This window comes from Moraxella sp. CTOTU49803, from assembly GCF_032097965.1.
Lineage (GTDB): Bacteria > Pseudomonadota > Gammaproteobacteria > Pseudomonadales > Moraxellaceae > Faucicola > Faucicola tetraodonis.
In genome coordinates, this window is the sequence record NZ_DAMCJP010000001.1 from 550,160 (window position 1) to 573,883 (window position 23,724).

Sequence of the window (23,724 nt, forward strand, 5' to 3'; positions counted from 1 at the left end):
AATCAGTAATAAAAAAGCGATATCAAATCCATGATATCGCTTTTTTTAACCAAAAATTTATTGAATACCGCCAAATTTTCCGGCATTAAAATCTAAGATGGCTTGACGGATTTCGGCTTGGCTATTCATCACAAAAGGCCCATAACCCACCACGGGCTCATTAATCGGCTCACCACTCATCAGCAAAATTTTCGCCCCCGCTTTGCCTGCAGTTAAGCGTACAAAATCCTCGCCCGTCTCGCCACTTTCAATCTCAAAAGTGATTAATTGATTGGCGTGTGCTTGCTGGTCGTGATCGGCGTTGATAATAACATCGCCTTGCATCGACAATAACAACAAATTGTGAGTGCGAGAAATCGCGACTTCTATTGAGCGATTGGGTTCAATACTGATATCCCACAAGTTAATGGGGGTAAAAGTCGTGCCAATGCCGCGTGCCTTATTGTCACCCTGCTGAGGAGCTTTGGCATTGATAGCAGGGGTAAACTCCCCAGCAATTACCTTAACTTGTCCTGCATGTAGTCCTTCATCATCATGTAGACTGACCACAGGCATATCATCATTGCCAAGATGTTGGTATTTGGCAGGCGTGGTTTTATCTTTGGCAGGTAGATTGACCCAAAGCTGTACCATGCTAAAATCACCGCCTGCTTGGCTAAATTCAGGGGAGTGAAATTCCTCATGAATCACGCCATTGCCCGCCGTCATCCATTGCACGTCACCTGTCTTAATAGTACCGCCACCGCCACTAGAATCACGGTGGGAGACTTCACCTGCATAGGCGATAGTTACCGTTTCAAAGCCTTTGTGCGGATGTTGTCCGACACCGCGAGGGGCTTGAGTATTGGGTTCGAAATACTGTGTTGCCGCATAGTCGAGCATTAAAAAAGGATCGGTGCGTTTATCACCCACCATGTGATTGAACATCGGGTTGACATGAAAACCATCACCCACCCAATGGGGGCGCGGGGCGGCATGGATTTTGTCGACTTGTCGGTAAGTTTTATTGCTATTTTGCTTGCTATTTTGCATGGCCATGATTTTTCTCCTTATTGATAGCTATAATATAGGAGCAAAAAGGCTATTTTCAAGTATAAATTACATAGTATTGTTGATTGTAAATATTAACTAAAATAAAAGATAAAAAAAGGCAAAGTTAATTGCTAACATTGCCTTCATAAATTATTTAATGATTTTAATCATCAAGTTCTGACCATCGTGCCATTTTTTCAAGTAACAAATCATCAATCTCGTTGAGACGTTCACTGGCTTGGGTAGCGGCTGCCATATCACTCACAAACCAGCTGCCATCGGCTAATTTGTCTTGAATTTCAGCTTGCTCTTGCTCGAGTGCCGCGATTTCATCGGGGAGACTATCCAATTCACGCTGTTCTTTGTAGCTCAGTTTTTTCTTCACGGTATCAGTGTTTGGTGCATTAGTGTTAATGGCTTCTTTAGGCTTTACTGCTGTCTTTTCTGATTTGTCCGCTTTGGGTTTAATCGCTTGTTCACGGGATTTTTGCGTCAAATAGTCTTGATAGCCGCCGACATATTCTTTGACAATACCATTGCCATCGCTATCTTCATCAAAAACCCAAGTTGATGTTACGACATTGTCCATAAAGGTACGGTCATGGCTAATCAGTAAGATAGTGCCATTAAAGCTATCGACGGCTTCTTCTAACAGCTCTAGGGTTGCCATATCCAAGTCATTGGTCGGCTCATCAAGTACCAAGATATTTGCAGGTTTTAGTAGCTGTTTGGCTAGCAAAACGCGGTTGCGCTCGCCGCCTGACAAGGCTTTGACCGGTGTTCTTGCGCGTTCTGGGGCAAATAAGAAATCTTGCAAATAGCCGATGATATGTTTCTTTTTACCCGCCACTTCTACAAAATCAGAACCTTCTGCGACGTTTTGTACCACGGTCGCTTCCAGATCAAGTTGGTCACGTAATTGGTCAAGAAAGGCGATTTGTAGATTGGTGCCTAATTTGACTGAGCCAGATTTGGTGATATCAGGCTGTGGAATATCCAAAATCGCATGAATGAGCGTGGATTTGCCAACACCGTTTTTACCGATAATACCAATACGGTCACCACGCATGATGCTGGTGTTAAAATCTTTTACCAAGGTTTTATCGCCATAACCTAGATTGAGATGTTTGACATTGGCAACCAATTTGCCGCTGTTTTCGCCATCGTTCATGCTGATGTTAACTTGTCCGACTTGCTCGCGGCGCGCTTTACGTTCTTCACGTAGCGCCTTTAACGCGCGCACGCGACCTTCATTGCGGGTGCGGCGTGCTTTGATACCTTGACGAATCCACACTTCCTCTTCAGCCAGTTTTTTATCAAAATTGGCATTGGCTTTTTCTTCGGCACTCAGTTGTTGTTCTTTAAGCTCTTGGTAGCGGGCATAGCCTTTATTGACATTGCCTGCTTGCTTGGTGACGTCATAACTGCGCAATATACCGCGGTCAAGCTCGACAATGCGGGTGGCGATTTTGTCAATAAACGAGCGGTCATGCGAGATAAACAGCAGGGTTAATCCTTGCGCGTTTTGTAAAAATTGCTCAAGCCATTCGATACTTTCGACATCCAAATGGTTGGTCGGCTCGTCAAGTAGTAGCACATCAGGTTTGGTAATCAGCGCACGCGCAAGCAGTACACGGCGTTTGCGACCGCCCGATAATTCACTAATATCGGCATCGCCGTCCAAATTCATCATGGACAGCATGGTCTGTACTTCACGGGTCAAGTCCCACCCATGGGCATCATCAATTTTATGCTGCAAATCTGACATTAATTCACAGGCTTTCATGTCACCACTAGCGCATTTGTCGCTGGCTTGCTCGTAGGCTGTCAGCCATGTTGCCACATCGCCTGCACCTGCCATAACGATGTCACTGACTTTGCCTGACGTTTCTGGAATGTCTTGCTCAAGCATGGCAATTTTCAAATTGCCACTGATTTGGAATTCGCCACTGTCCGCTTTGACTTGACCGCTAATCACCTTAAATAAAGTTGATTTGCCTTCACCATTGCGCCCAATCAAACACACGCGTTCGCCTTGTTCGATATTAAAATCAATACCGTCCAAAATCGGTGCAATACCAAATGCCAAATGAATATCTCGTAAATGAATCAGTGCCATAACTTTCTCAAAGTTTAGTAAAAATGTTTGTATAATAGGAAAATGCGGCTATTGTAGCAGACTTTATGGCAAAAAATTGTGGGGAAAGTTATGAGGCATTCTAAATGAGCGAAAAAGATTACCAAAAACAGACAAGCGATGACAATGGGTGGGTTACCATGGTAGAAAAATTAACCCAAGCGTTGATTGATTTACAAACGCAAGTGGTGTTTATGGAAGATACATTGGATAAACTTGATAATATCGTCACCGAGCAAAGCCAGTTGATTACTGACCAACAACGGCAATTACAGCTACTTTATCAAAAATTGGAAACTCAAACGCAAGGCTCACAAATCCAGCCGTTTGATTTGTTGAGCGATAAACCGCCGCATTACTAATTTTATTGACAAAAATTGAAATTTTTATCAAGATGGCAAGCGTTTTATGCGCCATAGACTGCCAATGTCCTAAATAGGAAAAAACAATGGTAGCTAGTTGAATCTGACTATCAGCAACAAACTCTGCAAAAATTGACCGTGATGGATATCAAACGCAAACTGCTTTATCAATGCTTTATCAAGGCGTGCCGTCAAAGATAGGCAAGGATGAGAGGTTAAATGAGTCATTTTTTTAAAGTAAATTTTGTACATGTATCTATAAATTTTCACCAGCATAGCAAATAAGTTTCACAAGTATTTCAAGCAAGCATAGTGCTGTGACCAAATAATCTGCTTTCATTTATTGTTAGGAATATCCTATATGAGTCATAATGAATCTTTAATCAGTGTTGCCGAAGAAACGTTACATGAAGCCAAAACAGTCATGTTTAATATGCTGTCCAAAGTGGTAGAAATCGGTGGTTCTGATTTATTTATCTCAGCGGATTTTCCACCCAGTATTAAATATCACGGGCTCATGAAGCCGCTCAATAAACAACCACTGACGGCTGAAAAAACCAAACTGTTTGCCTATAGTTTGATGAACCAAAAACAGCGCGAAGAATTTGCAACCAATCTTGAGTGTAACTTTGCGATTAATGTGCCCAATGTATCGCGATTTCGGGTTAATGTGTTTCAGCAGCAATTACAAGTCGGTATGGTGATTCGTACTATTACGGCAGAAATACCCAACTTTAAACAGCTGCTGCTACCTGAGCAGCTCAAAAAAATTATCATGGAAAAACGTGGGTTAGTGTTGGTCGTAGGGGGAACGGGGTCAGGTAAATCAACATCGCTGGCGGCAATGATTGACCATCGTAATGAAAACTCCGCAGGCCACATCATCACTGTCGAAGACCCAGTGGAATATGTGCACAAGCACAAACAATCCATGATCACCCACCGTGAAGTAGGCGTGGATAGTCATTCATGGCATAACGCACTCAAAAACACCTTGCGCCAAGCGCCTGATGTGATTTTGATTGGGGAAATTCGTGATACTGAAACCATGGAAAACGCCATTGCATTTGCTGAAACAGGTCACTTATGTTTAGGCACTTTGCATGCCAATAATGCCAACCAAACCTTAGATCGTATTATCAACTTTTTTCCAGAGGAGCGTCGTAACCAATTGCTGATGGACTTGTCATCGAATATGAAAGCTATCATTTCGCAGCGTTTGATTCGTACAGAAGATGGTAAAGGTCGTCGGGCAGCGGTAGAAATTATGCTTAATACCCCATTGATGGCGGATTTGATATTAAAGGGTAATTTTCATGAAATTAAAGCGCTGATGACCAAATCTCGGGAATTGGGTATGCAAACCTTTGACCAAGCCTTATTTGATCTATACGATGAAGGCGCCATCTCGTATGATGAAGCAATTCGCAATGCCGACTCTGCCAACGAATTGCGGTTGCAAATCAAACTTAAAAGCCGACGTGGTGAAGGTGGCACGCAAAGTACAAGTGAGTTAAAGCTCTAATAAAAAAACACCCTGTGACTAAACAAGTAACACAGGGCGTTTTAATCAGCTATCTGAACAACTAGAGTCAATTAATAATCAATTACTCATTACTAATCACTTAAAAAATAACAGTTACTCATTCAACTCGCGAGTGGGCAATACATCTTTAATGGCGTCACGCAAGTCATGCATCGCTTTGACTGTGGTATCCCAATCGATACAGCCATCGGTAATGGACTTGCCATATTCAAGCTGGCTTAAATCCGCGGTCAAATCTTGACGACCGCCTTTGAGATGACTTTCAACCATCATCCCAATAATCGAGCGATTACCGTGTTTGATTTGCTCAGCGATATTTTGAATGACCATCGGTTGCAGGTAAGGGTCTTTGTTTGAATTGGCATGGCTTGAGTCAATCATGATTTTGCCTGAGACTTTACCTTTAGCAAGTTCATTTTCTGCTTGGGCAACGGCACTGGCATCATAGTTGGGTTTGCCATTACCGCCACGAAGCACCACATGACCGTATGGATTACCTTTTGATTGAATGATAGACACTAGACCATCGGCAGATAGACCTAAAAAGCTATGACCAGATTTGACCGCTTGCATGGCATTGACCGCCACTGTCATACCGCCGTCTGTACCGTTCTTAAAGCCGACTGGGCAAGACAGACCTGAAGACATCTCGCGGTGAGTTTGACTCTCAGTGGTACGTGCCCCAATCGCTGACCAGCTGATTAAATCTTGGATATACTGCGGTGTATTGGGATCAAGCGCTTCGGTTGCACAAGGTAAGCCTTTTTCATTCAAATCAAGCAGCAGTTTGCGCGCAACACGCAAGCCCTTATTAATATCAAAGCTATCATTCATGTCTGGATCATTGATTAAGCCTTTCCAGCCCACCGTGGTACGAGGTTTTTCAAAATATACACGCATCACGACATAAATACTGTCTTCAATTTCTTTGGATAAAGCCAACAGTTTATCGGCGTATTCATGCGCAGCGTTGACGTCATGAATCGAGCAGGGACCAATCACCATCAATAAACGTTTGTCTTTACCGTCTAAAATATTACGCACGGTTTCGCGACCTTTGGTCACCGTCTCGATAGCTTTGGGGCTCAATGGTAGTTCGTTTTTTAATTCCGCAGGCGTCACTAGCGGTAAAATTGCTTCAATATTCACATTATCTACATCAGCGATATCAGTTTTGGCAAAAGTTGTCATAATTCTCACAGGCTGTTGGCAAAAATTTAAAAAATCACTATAAACCAAAAAAATTATAATGTCATTACTTGAGTCAGTAGGAAAGCCTACTTTTAGTTTGGCAGTTGATAAAATTTTTTGTCAATGTTTAAACTTTGTTTGGATATCTGCATATCCTACAAAAACAGTATAACAACTATTGTATCAGCATACTAGTACAAAATAACAAATAACTGTCATTTAAATTTTTTGATGGTTTTACTTTTCATCTGTTTACCCCTAAAATATTTTTTTAAAATGATAACCAAACAAGGCTGTTTAATCCCATGTACGCTAACGCCCCTGCACAAACCATTTCAGACCTTGCTGCAAACGCCACACTCGCAACCGATATTGCTAACCCAAGCACAGCCAACTTTTATAACGTCAGCGAAGCGAGCTTTTCTAAGCTAAATGAAGAGAGCTTGCCACAGAACGTGGCTAAAACCAAGTTTCAGCCGATTGTCATTGGTATCGTAGCAGGAGAGGTCTCAGGCGATGCGCTGGGTGCAGACTTCATGCGCCAGATGAATAATTTGCGTGATGACATTGTATGGGTGGGCGTGGGCGGCGCACAGATGCAGGCGCAGGGGCTTAACTCAGTGATTGACATGTCTCGTTTGTCGGTGATGGGCTTGGTGGAAGTGGTCAAGCATTTGCCAGATTTGTTTAAAGCACGCGATGAAATTTTGGCGGCTTTCAAACAAAATTCAATCGATATTTTTGTCGGTATTGATGCCCCTGATTTTAATTTGCGATTGGGGGAGCGGTTAAAATCAGCGGGTATTTATTGTGTGCAATATGTCAGCCCATCGATATGGGCATGGCGGGAAGGGCGAATTGAGAAAATCAAACGCGCCACCAATTTGGTGCTGTGTTTGTTTCCGTTTGAGTTGTCTGTCTATCAAAAACATAATCATCCCGCCGTGTGTGTCGGGCATTCACTTCTCAAGACCATTGATGACAATTTGCTTACAACGCCTATGGATGAGCTGCGCCGTGAGTTGATTTGGGATAATCCCACCTATCATCAGTTTTTTGTCAAAATGGGCGAGCTTGAGATGAGTCATCTCATTGCAGTGATGCCAGGCTCAAGACGCAGTGAAATCGATGCGATTTTTCCAAAAATGCTTAAAGCGATTCATCAACTGTTGATTATGGATGATAAGCTATGCTTTATCGTACCAACGGTCAACCAACATCTACTGACTATCGTAGAGCAATATCTAGAAGCCCAATCAGCGCAGGTGCGCCATCATGTCACAGTGAGCTGTGATGAAACACAAGCGGATTTTAGCCAACGGGTGATGGCGGCGTCAGACTTAGTGCTGCTCGCATCGGGTACCGCCACGCTTGAAGCCATGCTACTGGGTAAACCGATGGTGGTGGTATATTCACTCAATAAAATGACCTTTTGGCTGGCAAAACGGCTGGTCAAAGTGCCGTATGTGGCACTGCCTAATATTTTGGCAGGTCGAGAAATCGTACCAGAATTGCTACAAGAAGACGCCAACCCAGACAATATTTGCCGTGTGGTACAGCAATCATTAAAAGTTAAAAATTATAACGAACAGCTGCGAGATTTGCGGCAAACGTCAGAATGGCTGCGTGAGCAAAGCAACATCAATCCCGCCAATGCGGTGATTGATAATTGGCTGACGTGGAAAAAACAGTAAAAATCCCATACGAAATTTGACGCTTTATCAAGTTGGGCGTGGTGATATTGACGGCAAATTTACGTCCAATCTTCTGAGGTGAATTTTGCAATCAAATCATGGGCTTTGGTTCTGGCATCAAGCACCGTCATAAAGGTATAAGCGCCAATGAATTTACGGCTAATAAACATCAGCTCTTTAGGCGGCACGCTAAAGGATTTCGAAGTCGCTGATTTACTGGCAAGCTTAATGACACGGTTATGTAAATCACTTTCTGCCCAAATATAATTGCCATGTACATCTAATACATTCGGTGGAATCGTCGGATTACGACTTGGCAAACTAAAGGGTTCACTGGCAAGCAAACATAGCTCTACCATATCATTTTTTACCGAATCGCTAAGATTAGCAAAGAATTCAAAATGCTTGCCTGCTTGATCAATCGCTTGGCGCATTTTGCTACGGTCGTGAAAAACCCCTGCCAACAGCAAATTACGGGCGATGAGTAGCAGATTGTCATCAAACTGACGAATCGCGCCAAAATCCAATAACACCAATTGGTCAAGCTGTGTATCAGGCTTTTGTGCAAGGCGAATCAGATAGTTGCCAAAATTGGGGTCGGTCTGCATATCTCCCCATTCAAAAATCTCACGCAGCATAATTTCAATCGACGCCTGCCCAATCGCATTTCGTCTTTCTTGGGGCAGTGCAAATACTTGCTCATCCAAAATCGACACGCCATCTTCATAGGTCATACATAGCAGCCGATCGGTGCTATAAGCTTTGAGGATGCGCGGCACCACATAGCGACTATCGCCAGCAAAACGTTGAAAAAATAACTCAGTGGTGTCTGCTTCTAGGAGGTAGTTGACTTCATGATGCAGCAGGTCACGGATTTCTTCAAACCAATCATCGAGTTGACGGGTTTGTGGGACAACATTGGTGACTTTAAGCAGTTGGCGAAACAAATCCAAGTCACTGTCTACGGCATCAGCGATATTGGGATATTGCACCTTAAATACCACTTGCTCGCCCGTGGCTTTATGAACCGCTCTATGTACTTGCGAAAGTGAGGCGGTGCCAATTGGGGTATGGTCGATATCAAACTCATGGATGGTATCGCCCAATTCGGTTTGTAGCGCGGATTTGATAATTGGCCATGAAAAAGCAGTCGTCTGGCTGTTCAATGTTTGTAAGGCTTCTGTGATTTCGGGGGGCAAAAAATGCTCGCCGTACAGTGCTAACATTTGACCGATTTTGACCACCGAGCCTTTGAGTTTACCCAGCTCATCCACCAAATATTGCGCTTGCTCACGCATAAAAGCTTGTTTTTGTATGGCTTTTTCTTCCTTTGATTTGAATAATCCAAAGGCACTATTGGTCGCCCATCGTCTGCCGATATTGAGCGATGCTTTGGCAATCGATAACCGACGGTCAAGCGCCGAGGTTTTGAGCTGTTCAAGCGGTTGGTTATCGTAATTTTGCGGATTTGCCATACAGGGTGCCTAATGTTTTTGAAAGAAAAAGCCAAATAAAAAGCAAATCATTTTAACACATGATTTGCTTTGATTGTTGTTACCGATTTTTAATAAAGTGGATTAAGACTTGCCGTAACCACTTGGCGTAACATAGTGGCTAGATGTCTAAATGCCATCTCATTGATTACTGGTTATTCGGCGCTAGATTGAATAGCGCGCCAACCGATATCACGGCGATATTGCATACCATCAAAGCTAATAGCGCCACAAACTGCTAAGGCTTTGGTTTGCGCATCCAAAATATCGTCACCGAGCGCCGTCACGCAAACCACACGGCCGCCATTGGTGATAATTTCACCATTATCAAACGCTTTGGTGCCTGCGTGGAAAACTTTGACATCCATATCCGTTTGCCCATACTGAGACTCAAGCGTTGGTAACCCATGGATGACATCGCCGTTGCTCGCGCTTTCTGGATAGCCTTTGCTAGCCAGTACCACACCTAAGGCAGGACGCTCATCCCACTCGGTTTGTTTGGGAAGATTGCCATCCAACCCTAATGCTATCAAATCGACCATTGAGCCTTTTAGGCGCATCATAATGGGCTGTGTTTCTGGGTCACCAAAGCGGCAGTTAAACTCAATCACATAGGGGTCATTGTGGTCATCAATCATCAAGCCTGCGTACAAAAATCCTGTATAAGGTGTGCCATTTTCGTTCATGGCATCGACCACTGGCTGAATCACACGCGCAATCACCTTATCATGTACTTGCTGTGTCACCACGGGGGCAGGTGAGTAAGCACCCATACCGCCTGTATTAAGACCGGTATCACCTTCGCCAATACGTTTGTGATCTTGGCTGGTTGCCATCGGCAAGATATTGTTGCCATCTATCATACAGATGAAGCTGGCTTCTTCGCCTTGCAAGAACTGCTCAATCACCACACGGCTGCCCGCATCACCAAATTTGTTGCCCGATAACATATCATTGATAGCGTCAATGGCTTCTTGTTCGCTCATCGCCACAATCACGCCTTTACCTGCGGCTAAACCATCGGCTTTAATGACAATCGGCGCGCCTTCGGCTTTCACATAAGCAATCGCTTGCTCGGCATCGCTAAAAGTTTGGTATTTGGCGGTAGGAATATGGTGTTTTATCATAAAATCTTTGGCAAAGGCTTTTGACCCTTCAAGCTGTGCGCAATACGCCGTGGGTCCCCAAGCTTTGATACCTGCTTTTGTTAAGTCATCAACCATACCTGCCACCAGTGGCGCTTCAGGACCAACCAGCACAAAGGCAATGTCATTGTCTTGGCAAAATTGAATCACCGCCGCATGGTCTTTGACGTTTAAATCGACATTTTGTAGTTTGTGTTCAAGCGCTGTGCCTGCATTGCCGTTGGCAACAAAAACTGTGCTAACTTTGCTATCTTTGGCACATTGCCATGCCAATGCGTGCTCACGTCCACCTGTGCCGATGACTAAAATATTCATATTGTTTCCTTAAAAATGTAAAATAGCTGTATCGTAGGCATTGTAACAAATTTTGGGATCTAAATTAAATGACAAAGCATTTTATTATTGGCGTAGATGAGGTCGGGCGAGGTCCGTTATTGGGGGATGTGGTGGTTTGTGCGCTCATCTTCGATAAGGAGATTTTATCTATCAAAGAAGATAGCCTAAGCACTGATTTACACACGGCTGATAGTGTAGGTATTAGCCACAATCATGTCCTAAGTGCGCTAACTGACTCCAAAAAACTGTCAGAGAAAAAACGAGAAGCATTATTTTCCTTGATTGAACAAACGGCGAGTGCGCATAAGGTTGTCAAAATTTCTGCCAGCTTAATAGACCAGATCAATATCTTACAAGCGACATTACTAGGGATGAAACAAGCAGTAGCAGGCGTGATGGCGCAAATGTTAGCGCAATACCCAACGGCGACCTTTAGCGTCATGGTGGATGGCAATAAACTGCCCGTGTTGTTTGACTTGCCCAATTATCAGCAAATTACGCATGAGCAAGCAATTGTGAAAGGGGACGGCAAACATGCGTGTATCAGTGGCGCCAGTGTGATTGCCAAAGTGACGCGTGACCGAGATATGGTGGCGTTGTCAAAGTTGTATCCTGATTATGGCATTGATAAGCATAAAGGCTATCCCACCGCCGCCCATATCCAAGCGATAGAGCATTACGGTATTTTGCCCATGCACCGCAAAAGTTTTGCCCCCATCAAACAGAGGATTTTAGACCAAAAAGGTGAACATACAGTCAATATCCGGTAGTAATGAGTGCCGGTCTAAAGTCGCCTTGTGAGCGAGTTTAATTAGTAAGGTGTGCTGAGCATGACGAGTAAAAAGATGGTCTTGCTCGCAGACCTGCAAGCTGTGCCCGATTTGTTTTCAACCTCTCGGTGGACAGCGCGCCAAACAAGGTCTGATAGTCGCCCTGTATGTTCAAATCCATCATAGCAAATTGTAGGGTTTTTTCAAACTAGCTTATACTAAATCAATCTGCCAATTAGCGGCTTGCAATTGGATATTTAAATTTCTAAGTTTGACCGCTATGTCATCTGCTTGTTTTTGCAGTCTGACGGGTTCAATTACTTTTTGCCATTTGATTTCCCGATAGCTATAGCGATCGCCTTCCGTCTTAGCATTATCAATCGCGGTTTGCAGCAGGCGATGGCGTTCGGCAAGTTCATCACGCTTAACTAAAGTGCTGAGCATGGTTGAACCATCGGGCATGACAGCGATGGCATTGGTGCGATGGATATGGTCTATTAACGCATACAGCTCGCTCATGACTTGATTGGCTTGTAGCAGCAGTTCATTCGGGTTTTCACTTGGGGTATCGCCGTCTTGGACTTTGACGTTTTCAGCAATGCGCGATTTCAAGCTGGCGAGCTTTTTTTGCATATCAGCACGTCGTAACAAAGCTTCTGCAAGTTTCATGGTTATCTCCTGATTGGTCAATTTAGTGGGTCAATTTAAACGTTAAAATCATATAATTGGGTTAAAAATTGGGTAGGATAATCTGTAATCACACAATCCACGCCCATCTCAATCAAGCGCTTTGCCACATCAACCTCATTTACCGTCCAAGCGGTGACTGTTAAGCCATAAATTTTGGCAATTTCCAACAGGGTTGGGGTGATAAGCGCATAATAAATGCCCACTTGGCTACAGCCTAAGGCACAAGCGCGATTAAAGGTTTGCAATATTAAATTTTTACCCGCTGCATCAGGCGTCGGTAAAAAAGCAATTTGGCTTGCCATCATGGTTTCGGGTTCAAGTATTTTAGGCTCAAGTAATAATCCTGTCGGAAAGTGAAAGTTTAAAAATTGCTGTTGGTTATGAATTTGGTGCAAAATGTCGGTATCAAAACTGGTCAAAGTGATAGGTAAATCTTGCCATATTTCTTGTGATAATAGCCTAAGCAGATTTTTAACCAACGAGGCTGGCTGGCTTTTAGCATGGGTTTTGATTTCTAGTTCAATATGGCGAAAGTGTTGCAGATAGGGTGGTAAATTGTCCAGCAACAATACGTGATGTTTTAAAAACCCGGGTTCAAAACGTTGGGAAAACCGCCCATAGTCCGATTGCACAATGGCGTCTAATTCCGCCCATGTTTTATCAGCAATCCACGATTGTTGTTTTGCAAGCCGATTTAAGGTTTCGTCATGTACCACCACAAATTTGCCATCGGCGGTCATTTGGACATCAAATTCAACCCCATCAAGCTGCTTACCATGTTTTTGCAATTGATGCACGTAGGCAAATCCGTCTTGACAGTTCTCAAGCATTTCAGCGCGAGCCGCACGATGACCGAGTAAATAATACGTTTGATTTGGATGGCGCATACGATGGCTCGCAATAGACAATAAAATTTTATGACTACTAAAAATTATTACAACTAAATTTTATTATAAATAATAGTGAACAACTACCCAATTTGCAAAACTTTGCTTTATAATGGCATGGTAATAAATTCTGCGTGAAAGGTGCCTTATGTCTATGATTTTCCCACAAAATACGTTGTCAAAAAAAATGCGTACGCCGTTATTGTTGGCGTGTTTTGCCTTAGCCGTCGTGGGATGTAGTCGCAATGAGCAAAAAGACGAGCAAACTGGCAGTGCTGCAAGCAGTGAGCAACAGCCAATTGAAACGTCTGATATTGCCTGTAACAATGAGAAGGCAACCAATGCCATTCACAGTTATCTGGTCAATCGCATCGACCAGCAAGCCAAAAAACAGTCTGACATCATTCAACAGCAAGCAGGTACGGTGGTTGATATGACTATCTTGCAAAATGGCTTGTCGCAAGTGGCAATCAACCTAGAGAGCGTGAAGGGTAGCAATGGTAAATGCCAAGCGACGGTGTCGTTTAATATGCCTCAAGCGCAGCTTGATAACGCCGATAAAATTTATACCCGTCTAAAAATGCCAGTCGCCGCCGAGCAAATCGCGTCGCGTGGTTATCAATTACAAAATAGCACTTTAGTGGCAAACAATGTTGGCTTTGGGTTATCAGCCAGTGGCGCCAATTACCAAGTCAATAGCACCACAGGCGACGATGTGATTGGGCTAGTCGGTGAGATTATGGCAAATTCGGCATTAGCGCAAACGCTGACCCAGCCCTCTAATACGCCGTTAGCCGGTTCTTCGGCAGGTGCCATACCCGTTCTACCACCCGTGACTAGCAAACCCAGTGTCGCTGCCAACAACAGCCAAAATTCAACCACCAAACCTGTCAAAAAACAAACCACAGAAGAACCAAAAACAGACAGTGAAAAAAACGACAGCGAAAAAACCAAGACTGACGTGACCACCACATCAGACAAGAAAAACACGCAATCAGATAGCGCAGATAAAATATCGGATAAAAAATCTGAGCCAACCACCTCAAATGCTGATAGCAAATCAACCGCTACTAAGTCAGCGGCTAGCACAAGTACAGACAAATCGACCAAGTCAATATCGCATGAAAAAGTCCCAACCGACACCAATGTAAAATTAACCATCGAAGAAAAAAACGAGCAATACTAACGTAAACCACTGTTAGATGATGTGTTTAACGTATGTCACCCAGTCATCAATTTGTTTTAGCATGTTTTGATGTAGTAATGTGACTAACCATAAAACAAATTGATGCGTCAATTCTCTGCCTGCCACCATAAGGATATGAACATGGCCCATTTTGCCCCACAAGTCGCTGTTAAAGCTACCTATATGCGCGGTGGTACATCAAAAGGTACTTTTTTCAAGCTAGATGACTTACCTGAACGCTGCCAAACCCCAGGGCAAGCCCGAGATAGTTTTTTACTGCGGGTGGTGGGTAGTCCAGATCCGTATGGTAAGCAAATTGACGGTTTGGGAAATGGCTCATCATCAACCTCCAAAGTGGTAATTTTGTCAAAAACAGACGTTGCCGATCATGATGTGAATTATTTATTCGGTCAGGTCGCCATTGACAAAGCGATGATTGATTGGTCGGGCAACTGTGGGAACTTAACCGCTGCGGTCGGTTCATTTGCGATTGCCAATGGGTTGGTGGATGCCAGTAAAGTGCCCCAAAATGGCATTTGTGAAGTCCGAATTTGGCAGCAGAATATCAGCAAAACCATCATCGCGCATGTACCCATGGCCGATGGTCAGGTGCAAGAAACGGGCGATTTTGAGCTAGATGGTGTGACTTTCCCAGCAGCCGAAGTCAAAATTGAATTTATCGACCCTGTGGATAGCGATGGCGATATGTTCCCGACGGGCAACTTGATTGACAAACTGGATGTACCTGAAATCGGTGAATTTGACGTCACGATGATCAATGCGGGAATCCCAACGATTTTTTTAAATGCCAAAGACTTGGGTTTTACGGGCGCTGAGCTGCAAAAAGACATCAACAGTAACCAAGAAATTTTGGCGAAGCTTGAAAAAATCCGTGCCCATGGCGCCGTTAAAATGGGACTGATTGCAGAGTTAACAGAAGCTCAGACTCGTCAGCATACCCCAAAAATTGCTTGGGTTGCGCCACCCGCTGATTATACCGCCTCTAGTGGCAAAGCAGTCAAGGCAGGCGATATTGATTTGCTTGCACGCGCGATGAGCATGGGTCAACTGCACCATGCCATGATGGGTACAGCCTCGGTTGCGATTGGCACCGCAGCGACCATTAAAGGTACGCTAGTCAACCAAGCGGCCGGTGGCAAAGCGTTGTCTGAAGTACGCTTTGGTCACCCATCAGGCACGCTACTGGTCGGGGGTGAGTCCTCGCAAGTGGATGGCAAATGGCAAGCCAAAAAAGTGTCTATGAGCCGTTCAGCGCGCCGTCTGATGGCGGGTGAGGTGTATGTGCCGGGCGATGCGTTTTAATCGACAAATCATTCACAAGCCAACTTATAGCCTAATACCTAAAAGCCTAATAACTAAGTCCCCAATACCTAAGAGCCCAATAATGACAGATAAGCACTCACACTGGATTGAACTGACGCACGCACCTAGCCAAGGGGTAACCGTGGTTCAAACCCTATCTGGCTGTGAGTCTATGCCAACCAAGTCAAACAATGATGCAGTGGGGCAGTCTAGTTTGAATGCTATATATGGTCAATTTAATCTAGGCTTGCATGTAGGGGATGATAGCATGCAGGTGCATGAAAATCGTGCGCACTTGCTGCAATCCTTGCAACAATATCATCCCACATTAAACAGCATTCATTGGCTTAATCAAATCCATGGTAATGACGTTTATCAGGTTACCGATAAAATTGGCACAGCAGCGATATCTGCTGATGCGCATATCACGCGTTTGCCTAATGTTGCCTTAGCGATTATGACAGCAGATTGTGTACCTGTCATGATAGCGACCGATGCAGCAGATGATAACAAGCTGATTGCCGCGATTCACGCTGGCTGGCAAGGTCTTAGTAAAAATATCATTGCAAAAACGGTGCAAAAAATGGTACACCAGTTTGACTTTGCAGCGGGGGACAATGCGCCTGCCGAAATGCACAAGCTCACTCGTGGTTGGCATGCTTGGATAGGCGCTAGCATCGCACAATCGAGCTATGAAGTGGACAGTCGTGTCAAAGATGCCGTGTTGTCAGTGTTAAACGTATCTGAGGCTGTCGCTACCCAGTTGTTTCAGCCAAATGCTGATAAGGTCGGTCATTATTTCGCCGATTTGCCTGCAATAGCAGAATTACAGCTCAAGGCTTGTGGTATTCATCAGGTGCATAAAAGTGGTTTGGACAGCCATGGTGATGCACGATTTTATTCGTATCGTCGGCAAACCCAGCATCAATTGCCTGCGACAGGTAGAATGGCAACGCTGATTTTTATGGAGTAATTCAATCATAAAAAAAGGCAGTGTGATTAACACACTGCCTTTTTCGTGAAAGCTAAATTATTGCATGATTTTAACGTAAGCCTGCGCTCTTAAATCCTGCATCCAATCGTCTAGCGCTTGCGGTGCCATACGTTGGTATAGGATTTCGCGCGCCATGTTTTTACGATAGACATCACTCACATCTTTTTGGCGTTTTTCATCGACTTTAAGAATATGCCAGCCAAATTGTGATTGAAATGGCACAGAATAGTCATTTACCGACGTTTTTTTCATCATTGCTTCAAAGCTTGGTACCATATCACCTTCACTGACCCAGCCCAAATCGCCGCCGTTACTGGCGCTTCCCGGGTCTTTTGAATAGGTGCTCGCTAAGGTAGCAAAGTCCTCACCTTGACGCAGTTTTTCATAGATAGTGTCGATCTGCTGTTTTGCCATGTCAGCGGGTAGGGCAGTCGATGGGCTAATTAAAATATGGCGGGTATGCCATTGATCGATGATTTTTTGTTGACCGCCGCGTTTATCTACGAGTTTAATCACGTTATAACCTTCTGCCGTGGCAATCGGGTTGGTGACTTGCCCGACTTCAAGGGCGGTGATGTTTTTTGACAGTTCTGTCGGTAACTCTGCCGCGACGTGATAGCCCATATCACCCCCTTGAATTTGCGCGTTATAGTTGGTTTGCGCGTCAGTCATGATTTGCTCAATATTGGCATTCTCAGCTTGCAAGTTTTTGGCAATTTGGGTGGCTACGGTCAGCGCTTGTTTTTTTTGTTTGTCGCTGGTTTTACCTGCGGCATCGGCTACAAAAGGCACGCGAATATGTAAGGTGCGATATTGTGATTTTTCTAAAGCGTTGCTCTCTGGTGATTTTAAGAAGTTATCGACATCTTGGTCTGAGATTTTGATACGGCTGGCAAGTTGCTGCTGCTGCAAAGTTTGTATTGCCAAGTCTTCACTGACTTTTTGACGCAATGCTTGGTAACTACCTGCGCGCTGGGCATCAAGTTTTTGCTGGAATTCGGCAAGGCTTGCGACCCCGTTTTGTTGCGCCAAATTGGTCAACGCAGCATTCACTGCATTCTCTTCAGCCTGCAGTCCTTGGTGTTTGATGATATCAAGCTGAATTTGCTTAGTAATTAGCTGATCCAATACTTGCGGATAAAGTTGCTGCGCCGGCGGTACAGTTTTATTTTGCGCTTGAAGCTGTGCAGAAGCTTGAGCAACCGCGCGATCCAACTGGCTGCGTAAAATAGGGGTGTCGTTGACAATAGCAATCACGCCATCAATGACCTGATCTTGCGAGTTGCTAGTGACGACAGGCGTTGCCTCAACCAATGAGCTGGCGACCTCTGGTGCTACGGGCGCAGGTTGAGAGACAGCCGGTGCAGTTTTTTGAGTGGTAGGTTTTGAGCCGCTGGTTTTGATGTCAGCTTTGACTGATTTGGCAGCGTTGGTGGTTTTGTTTGCTGTCACAGCTTTGGTTGATTTGCTTGTGGTTTGCGCTGCAGATTTGGTGCTAGATTTTTTACTAGATTCCACCGTCGTTTTGCTGCTGGTTGTGTTGGTTTTAGTGGTTACCGCTGTTGCAGTCACGGCTTGCGCGCTCAATGTTGGCATAACCAATAGTGCGCCATATATCAAAGCGCTAGTGAGAGCAGATAGGGTGTTACGGTGAAAATTGGGTAAATTATGCATGACAGCATGGTTCATGGCATGTATCCTTAAAATAAAAACCAAAAAATAAAAAAAGTAAATTTGATCACTCAAAAAATTAGGGCAAAACAATTTCAATAAAATGGCTGGTCTTTCACCAAGTTTCTTACATCAAATTTCTTAGATTTAGATGTTGCTAAGTTTGGGTCATTTTATACAATAATATTTGCTGGCGTATGTCTGTATGATAATAAATCCTAAAAAACCTCAAGTTTTAGGCAGTTTTTTGCGTAAAAGGCGTTTAGTATTTAGGGTCATAACCCAATACCCGATTACGCATCAAGCTAGCCAGTCGACCATCACCTTTATTGGATAACCCATTTAAGCTAATTTCTGCCATGATGGCGTGGTCAGCACTGTCTTTATCACTTAATTCATCATAATAACGGCGAGCATAAATCGATAAGCCATAACAACAGCTATCATAAGTAAAGCCCGCCAACACATCACTAAAACGACTCTTCTCATTGTCGTATTGGACAGCCCCTAAAAACTGCCAATTATAATTAATAGGCAAAACAGCAGAACCTGTGAAAGCAGAGAGGGCTTTTTGTCCAAATATACTCTCATTGCGTTTGATATACCCTAAGTTATAAAGGCTATTGTAAGTTGGCGCATAGCGAAATTGGGTGTTGATATAGTTTAAATCAGCGTTGTCATCAACCGAGCCATCTAAATCCACCCAAAAATCTTGACGCGGTTGGGTGCTTACTTCAAAGACGGTACCGGTATTGTCAATTTTTAACCCATCATCGGTATTGTCAAGATGTACCCGAATATCACTAAAATAAATTTGTTTGCCCACGCTGGCATCCAAACGAGTCAAACCATTGCCATCAATATAGCGATAATTTAATGAAGGGGTTAGATGATTGTTGTCGGGGAGACGATCATATCCCAAAAACCATGAATCTTCATACAATTGCGAAAAATTGAGCGATGCCAAACGGGTATTAAAGTTGGGTACGTCAGTCTGGTCTTTATAGGGCGAGTACACATATTTTAGGCGCGGGCTTAATAACTGATAGCCGCCCAAGGATTCATCAAATTTACCAAATGGGGTGCCTGCTTTAAAGAAATTTAAGCCACTGTCAATACTAAACTGCGGTACAAAAATAGATTGGCTTTTGCTATTTTCATCCAGTCCATTGGCATCGGCTGATTCTTGGTCGAATTGGGTATAAAGGTGCTGTAAACTTATTGACGGGGTCACATATCCCCAAGTCCGCATCATTGGGTAGGCAGCAGTGAGTTTGTTATACAGTCTACCACCGCTTTGCTCAGGCGCAGAGCCATCATCGATTGGGCGTTTAAAATAGGCAAAATCGCTGATACCCGTCAAATCAAATTGGGTCACCCAAGGCACACGATATTTGACCGATAACTGCGGCAGACGGTCATACGGTTTGTCTTTGTCCAAGATTTTTTCTGAATTGGTTAAATTACGATCCAGTGTTTGAAAGGTTTCAATCTTGGCAAGCGCAGTCAAATAGTCATTGTAATAATTGGCTTGAATGCGGCGCGGTAAATTTAATTGAACGGTTTCATCACCCAAGGTCTCAAAATCGTTTAAGAATTTAGGATCTGAGACATACTGATATAGCGCATCAATGGACAGGTTAGGGATATCTTTTGACTGCCAATGATGATTATAATAAAAGCGCTTACGGTCTTCATCATCATATTGTTTGTCGTTTGGCAGATAAGAGCCTGTCAAGCTACCATAACCAAATTTTTCTGTCAGATAGCGAAACTCACCTGTCAACATCGGATTGCGGTCAGTAAAAATGGTTGGCGTGACAGTGGCATCGTAATTTGGCGCTAGATTAAAGTAATAAGGTAACTGTACATTAAAACTCCCTTCTGTACTAAAGCCGCCGCGTGGTAACAAAAAACCACTGGTGCGGCGATCGTCAATCGGAAAGTTAAAATACGGCAGGTACAATACCGGGGTGTTTTTGACTTTTAACGTGGCATTATAGGCTTCACCGCGGCCCGTGTCGGTATTGATATCGATGTTTTTGGCATTGATTTGCCAAGTCGGATTGTCAGGCGCGCAGGTGGTAAACATGACATCGTCAATTTCAACGCGGCTTTCATCGACTTTATTAAGCCGTTTGGCATAACCATACGCTTGTAGGGGCACGCTGGCAAACGCCACATCTTTGGCGGTTGCTTTGGTGCTATCCGTTTGGTACGCCAGTTCATCGGCAACGGTAATCAGCCCCCCTTTTGGGCTATCTTTAAGGCTTACACGTGGGTTGCCGTCTGTCGATTGGGTACTTTGCGCGGCATCCACCAACAAAACATTACCTTGAGCGGCCGCCATGCCATCTTGCACGTTAACGACCACTTTATCGGCAGAGATTTGCTGACGACCTTGATTAATTTGCACATCGCCTGACAATTCAGCGTAATTTTCATTGTCATAATAGCTATAGTCAGCCGACGCATAAATTGGGAAGCTGCTATTGGGTTGGTCGGTAGCGGCTGCCGCTAATGCCTGTTGTTGATAGATGGTCGAAGTGGGATATACCCAGTTGCCATGACACATGGCGTCTTTTCGGGTCCCTGCTTTTGATTGCGTGTTTGCTTGAGCACCTGACTGTTGACTATCAGGCGTGAGCGGGTTCAGCAAATTTGGATTAGCAACCGTGGCGCTAGTATCATCCGTGGTTTGCGGGGTTTTGGGTTGATAAAAGGTTTTGAGCTTATCTAAACTGGCTTGCTGCTGTTGATTTGGGGTAAAGTTGGGACGAGTACGCGCAGAGTTTGGTTTGATTTGAGGCGCGCTAATCGGCGTGATGCCTTGATTAGTCGTCACATCGACAGTAGTGACGCTGTCTGCTGTGGTGGCGATACTACTATCGGTATCGGGCGCGGCAGCTGAGGTATCAAGGTTTTGTTTTTTAATACTCTGTGTTTCAGGGCTTTGTGACTCAATGTTTTGAGCTTCTGTGCTTTGTGCTATCGCTACATCAGTCGATTCCGTAACGGCGGCTGTCGGCAACACCGCAAGTGCTGATGTTGAATACAAAGTAGTGAACATCGCACCAAGCGTCATCGCTAAAACGTTGGTATGTCGATAAATTTGGTGTAATGATTGATGCAGACGTGTGGGCTGGGTTGGCAAAGACGAATGTGAAGTTAAACGATTAGAAGTTGACGAAATAGGCGACAATTTCACAGATTTTTTCATTAGACATTTACCAAAGACGCAATATAAAAACCTTCACATCATATCACTAGCGTCATCAATATACTATTGCAAAAGATGTTTAAAATTGCAAACATGATAGACGCCACTTGAGAGATACGCAGATTTTCGGTAGCATAACTTATTTTTATTGAGTAAGCCCACGTTATGAACCATCCTGCCGCACAACTTGCCAACCAAGACCCTTGCGATAGCGCAGCTTCGTCATCAAATACCGAGCCACTTAAACAACAGTCACGCGAACAACAGCTGCACACTTGGTTGACCCAAGTTTTTCAAAATCAGTCATTGCAGCATGAAAAAATACCTGGTGATGCCAGCTTTCGCAGCTATCATCGCTTAACTGTCGGCAATCAACACTATATCGTGATGGATGCGCCACCAGAAAAAGAATCGGTGAAAGAATTTATCGCCGTGGACAATTTAATGGCAGGTCATGTGCATGTGCCAAAAATGATTGCCACGGATGAACAGCAAGGTTTTATCGTCCTTGAGGATTTGGGAAACACGGATTTTGCTGATGTCATTGCCAAGGATTTAACGGATGCAGGCGAGCTGGCAAAAACTGCGCGCTATTATCATCAGGCAATGCAGGCAATTTTGGCGATTCAAAAAATTGATATCAATGATGCCAAAACTGTTATACCAAGTTACGACGATGCTCTGCTGCGCCGAGAAATGGGCTTGTTTAGCGACTGGTTTTTACCCTATATCGGCGTGACGATGACCCCAGACTTAGAGAAGCTTTGGCAAGATTTACAGTCTGATATTATCCAGCAAGTCATCGCGCAGCCTCAAGTGGTGGTGCACCGTGATTTTCACAGCCGTAATTTGATGGTATTAAATCACAGCGATGAGTTGGGCGTGATTGATTTTCAAGATGCTGTCATCGGTGCCTACACCTATGATTTGGCGTCTTTATTGCGAGATGCCTATATCAATTATGATGAAACATGGGTCAACACGCATTTGGCTCATTATCACCAATTGGCGCAAATTGACAAAAGCTTGGCAGAGTTTATTGTGGATTTTAATATCATGAGTATGCAGCGTCATCTCAAGGTATTGGGAATTTTTGTACGTTTGTTCGAGCGAGATGGCAAAGACCGTTATTTGGTCAACCTGCCCAAAGTTTTCAATGATTTATTAACTTGTTTAAAAGCTATCACCCAAAGGGATGAGCGTCATACTTTTGATAAATTTGCTGATTGGATGACCGCCGTCGTTGAACCTGCTTTTCATCAAAAAATCCAAGGATAAAACCCCATGTCAACCACCATCACCCAAGCCATGATTTTATCCGCGGGTAAAGGCACCCGGCTGCGCCCTTTAACCTTGACCACGCCAAAGCCACTTGTCGAAGTCGGCGGGCAACCGCTTATCGTGTGGCATATCAAAGCACTCAAACAAGCAGGTATCACCGATATCACCATCAATGTGTCATGGCTTGCTGATAAACTGCTCAATGCAATCGGGGATGGCAGTCAATTCGGTGTCACCATTCATTGGTCGATTGAGCCAGAAGAACCGCTTGAGACAGCAGGTGGTATCAAGATGGCTTTGGCTACCGGAAAATTAAAAGACCAGCCATTTATTTTGGTCAATGGGGATGTGTGGACGCCTTTTGATTTTGCTCAACTAAGCCAGCTTCAGTTAAACGATTCGCAGGCTTATTTGCTACTCACCGACCAAGCGACGCACAACCCAACTGGCGATTTTGCCTTAGAAAATGGCAAGGTCAAGGTAGAAGGCACGCCAAAATATACTTTTGCAGGGATTAGTGTGATGTCACCAAGATTATTGGATACGGTCAAGGTAGGTGAAACTGCGCCGCTTGCGCCACTACTCAAACAAGCCATGCAAGCAGGTTTGGTAATTGGCGATTTGCTGAGCGATGCGTGGGTCGATGTAGGCACGCTTGAGCGTTTAGAAAATTTGAACCAAAAATTGTCGGCTAAAAAGTGATTTGACAGAAAATTGCATCTTTTGCCATTTTGCTTTTATTTGAAAGCCGAGCAAACTAAACGGT

Annotated in this window: 18 protein-coding genes; 9 read left to right on the forward strand and 9 right to left on the reverse strand. The window is 44.1% G+C overall.

What is annotated here, in order from left to right; genetic code table 11:
* Positions 1–57 precede the first annotated feature (57 nt).
* Together RT422_RS02485 and abc-f are read right to left on the reverse strand one after the other, a co-directional pair.
* On the reverse strand, positions 58–1,038 hold the full coding sequence (locus RT422_RS02485) for a pirin family protein (protein ID WP_007116756.1): 981 nt from the start codon (positions 1,036–1,038) through the stop codon (positions 58–60).
* Between the two features lie 157 nt (positions 1,039–1,195).
* Positions 1,196–3,151 (reverse strand): ribosomal protection-like ABC-F family protein, encoded by a 1,956-nt coding sequence (gene abc-f / locus RT422_RS02490; protein WP_313421164.1) that lies wholly within the window; start codon positions 3,149–3,151, stop codon positions 1,196–1,198.
* A gap of 104 nt (positions 3,152–3,255) precedes the next feature.
* On the opposite strand from abc-f, the gene RT422_RS02495 reads away from it, so the two are divergent.
* Positions 3,256–3,531, forward strand: coding sequence for a SlyX family protein (locus tag RT422_RS02495; protein ID WP_284033967.1), 276 nt, complete (start codon positions 3,256–3,258; stop codon positions 3,529–3,531).
* A 361-nt stretch (positions 3,532–3,892) separates the two neighbouring features.
* The gene (locus RT422_RS02500) at positions 3,893–5,056 is read left to right on the forward strand and encodes a PilT/PilU family type 4a pilus ATPase (RefSeq protein WP_284033968.1); all 1,164 of its coding nucleotides are present in this window, start codon (positions 3,893–3,895) and stop codon (positions 5,054–5,056) included.
* Between the two features lie 114 nt (positions 5,057–5,170).
* Here RT422_RS02500 and RT422_RS02505 read toward each other — a convergent pair whose 3' ends face one another.
* Positions 5,171–6,268 carry a 3-deoxy-7-phosphoheptulonate synthase gene (locus RT422_RS02505; RefSeq protein WP_284033969.1) on the reverse strand — a complete coding sequence of 366 codons (1,098 nt, stop codon included), beginning with the start codon at positions 6,266–6,268 and terminating at the stop codon, positions 5,171–5,173.
* Between the two features lie 305 nt (positions 6,269–6,573).
* On the opposite strand from RT422_RS02505, the gene lpxB reads away from it, so the two are divergent.
* Complete coding sequence (lpxB, locus tag RT422_RS02510; RefSeq protein WP_284033970.1) at positions 6,574–7,962, forward strand: lipid-A-disaccharide synthase; 1,389 nt, start codon at positions 6,574–6,576, stop codon at positions 7,960–7,962.
* 59 nt (positions 7,963–8,021) lie between these two features.
* On the opposite strand, the gene RT422_RS02515 is transcribed toward lpxB, so the two are convergent.
* Positions 8,022–9,437 (reverse strand): AarF/ABC1/UbiB kinase family protein, encoded by a 1,416-nt coding sequence (locus RT422_RS02515; protein ID WP_313421165.1) that lies wholly within the window; start codon positions 9,435–9,437, stop codon positions 8,022–8,024.
* Positions 9,438–9,610: 173 nt separating this feature from the next.
* Entirely contained in the window at positions 9,611–10,915 is a 1,305-nt protein-coding gene (purD, locus tag RT422_RS02520; RefSeq protein ID WP_099807980.1) for a phosphoribosylamine--glycine ligase, read from the reverse strand.
* A gap of 68 nt (positions 10,916–10,983) precedes the next feature.
* On the opposite strand from purD, the gene RT422_RS02525 reads away from it, so the two are divergent.
* Positions 10,984–11,706 carry a ribonuclease HII gene (locus RT422_RS02525; RefSeq protein WP_313421166.1) on the forward strand — a complete coding sequence of 241 codons (723 nt, stop codon included), beginning with the start codon at positions 10,984–10,986 and terminating at the stop codon, positions 11,704–11,706.
* Positions 11,707–11,919: 213 nt separating this feature from the next.
* Here the strand turns inward: RT422_RS02525 and RT422_RS02530 are convergent, their stop codons facing one another.
* A complete protein-coding gene (locus tag RT422_RS02530; RefSeq protein ID WP_065252602.1) occupies positions 11,920–12,375 on the reverse strand; it encodes a DIP1984 family protein in 456 nt (151 codons plus the stop codon).
* Positions 12,376–12,410: 35 nt separating this feature from the next.
* The gene (locus tag RT422_RS02535; RefSeq protein ID WP_313421167.1) at positions 12,411–13,283 is read right to left on the reverse strand and encodes a glycerophosphodiester phosphodiesterase family protein; all 873 of its coding nucleotides are present in this window, start codon (positions 13,281–13,283) and stop codon (positions 12,411–12,413) included.
* Between the two features lie 148 nt (positions 13,284–13,431).
* Between RT422_RS02535 and RT422_RS02540 the strand changes: the two genes are divergently transcribed.
* The 3 genes from RT422_RS02540 (at position 13,432) to pgeF (ending at position 16,765) form a co-directional block, all read left to right on the forward strand.
* A complete protein-coding gene (locus RT422_RS02540; protein ID WP_313421168.1) occupies positions 13,432–14,469 on the forward strand; it encodes a hypothetical protein in 1,038 nt (345 codons plus the stop codon).
* A 141-nt stretch (positions 14,470–14,610) separates the two neighbouring features.
* Entirely contained in the window at positions 14,611–15,792 is a 1,182-nt protein-coding gene (prpF, locus tag RT422_RS02545) for a 2-methylaconitate cis-trans isomerase PrpF (protein ID WP_313421169.1), read from the forward strand.
* 82 nt (positions 15,793–15,874) lie between these two features.
* Positions 15,875–16,765, forward strand: coding sequence for a peptidoglycan editing factor PgeF (gene pgeF / locus RT422_RS02550; protein ID WP_313421171.1), 891 nt, complete (start codon positions 15,875–15,877; stop codon positions 16,763–16,765).
* Positions 16,766–16,822: 57 nt separating this feature from the next.
* Here the strand turns inward: pgeF and RT422_RS02555 are convergent, their stop codons facing one another.
* Together RT422_RS02555 and lptD are read right to left on the reverse strand one after the other, a co-directional pair.
* Positions 16,823–18,475 carry a peptidylprolyl isomerase gene (locus RT422_RS02555; RefSeq protein ID WP_313421172.1) on the reverse strand — a complete coding sequence of 551 codons (1,653 nt, stop codon included), beginning with the start codon at positions 18,473–18,475 and terminating at the stop codon, positions 16,823–16,825.
* 244 nt (positions 18,476–18,719) lie between these two features.
* A complete protein-coding gene (lptD, locus tag RT422_RS02560) occupies positions 18,720–21,677 on the reverse strand; it encodes an LPS assembly protein LptD (protein WP_284033979.1) in 2,958 nt (985 codons plus the stop codon).
* Between the two features lie 165 nt (positions 21,678–21,842).
* Here lptD and RT422_RS02565 point away from each other — a divergent pair, with 165 nt between their 5' ends.
* Both RT422_RS02565 and murU read left to right on the forward strand, forming a co-directional pair.
* A complete protein-coding gene (locus RT422_RS02565) occupies positions 21,843–22,955 on the forward strand; it encodes a phosphotransferase (protein ID WP_284033980.1) in 1,113 nt (370 codons plus the stop codon).
* A gap of 6 nt (positions 22,956–22,961) precedes the next feature.
* Positions 22,962–23,660: an N-acetylmuramate alpha-1-phosphate uridylyltransferase MurU gene (gene murU, locus RT422_RS02570; RefSeq protein WP_239742199.1), complete on the forward strand. Its 699-nt coding sequence runs from the start codon at positions 22,962–22,964 to the stop codon at positions 23,658–23,660.
* Positions 23,661–23,724 lie beyond the last annotated feature (64 nt).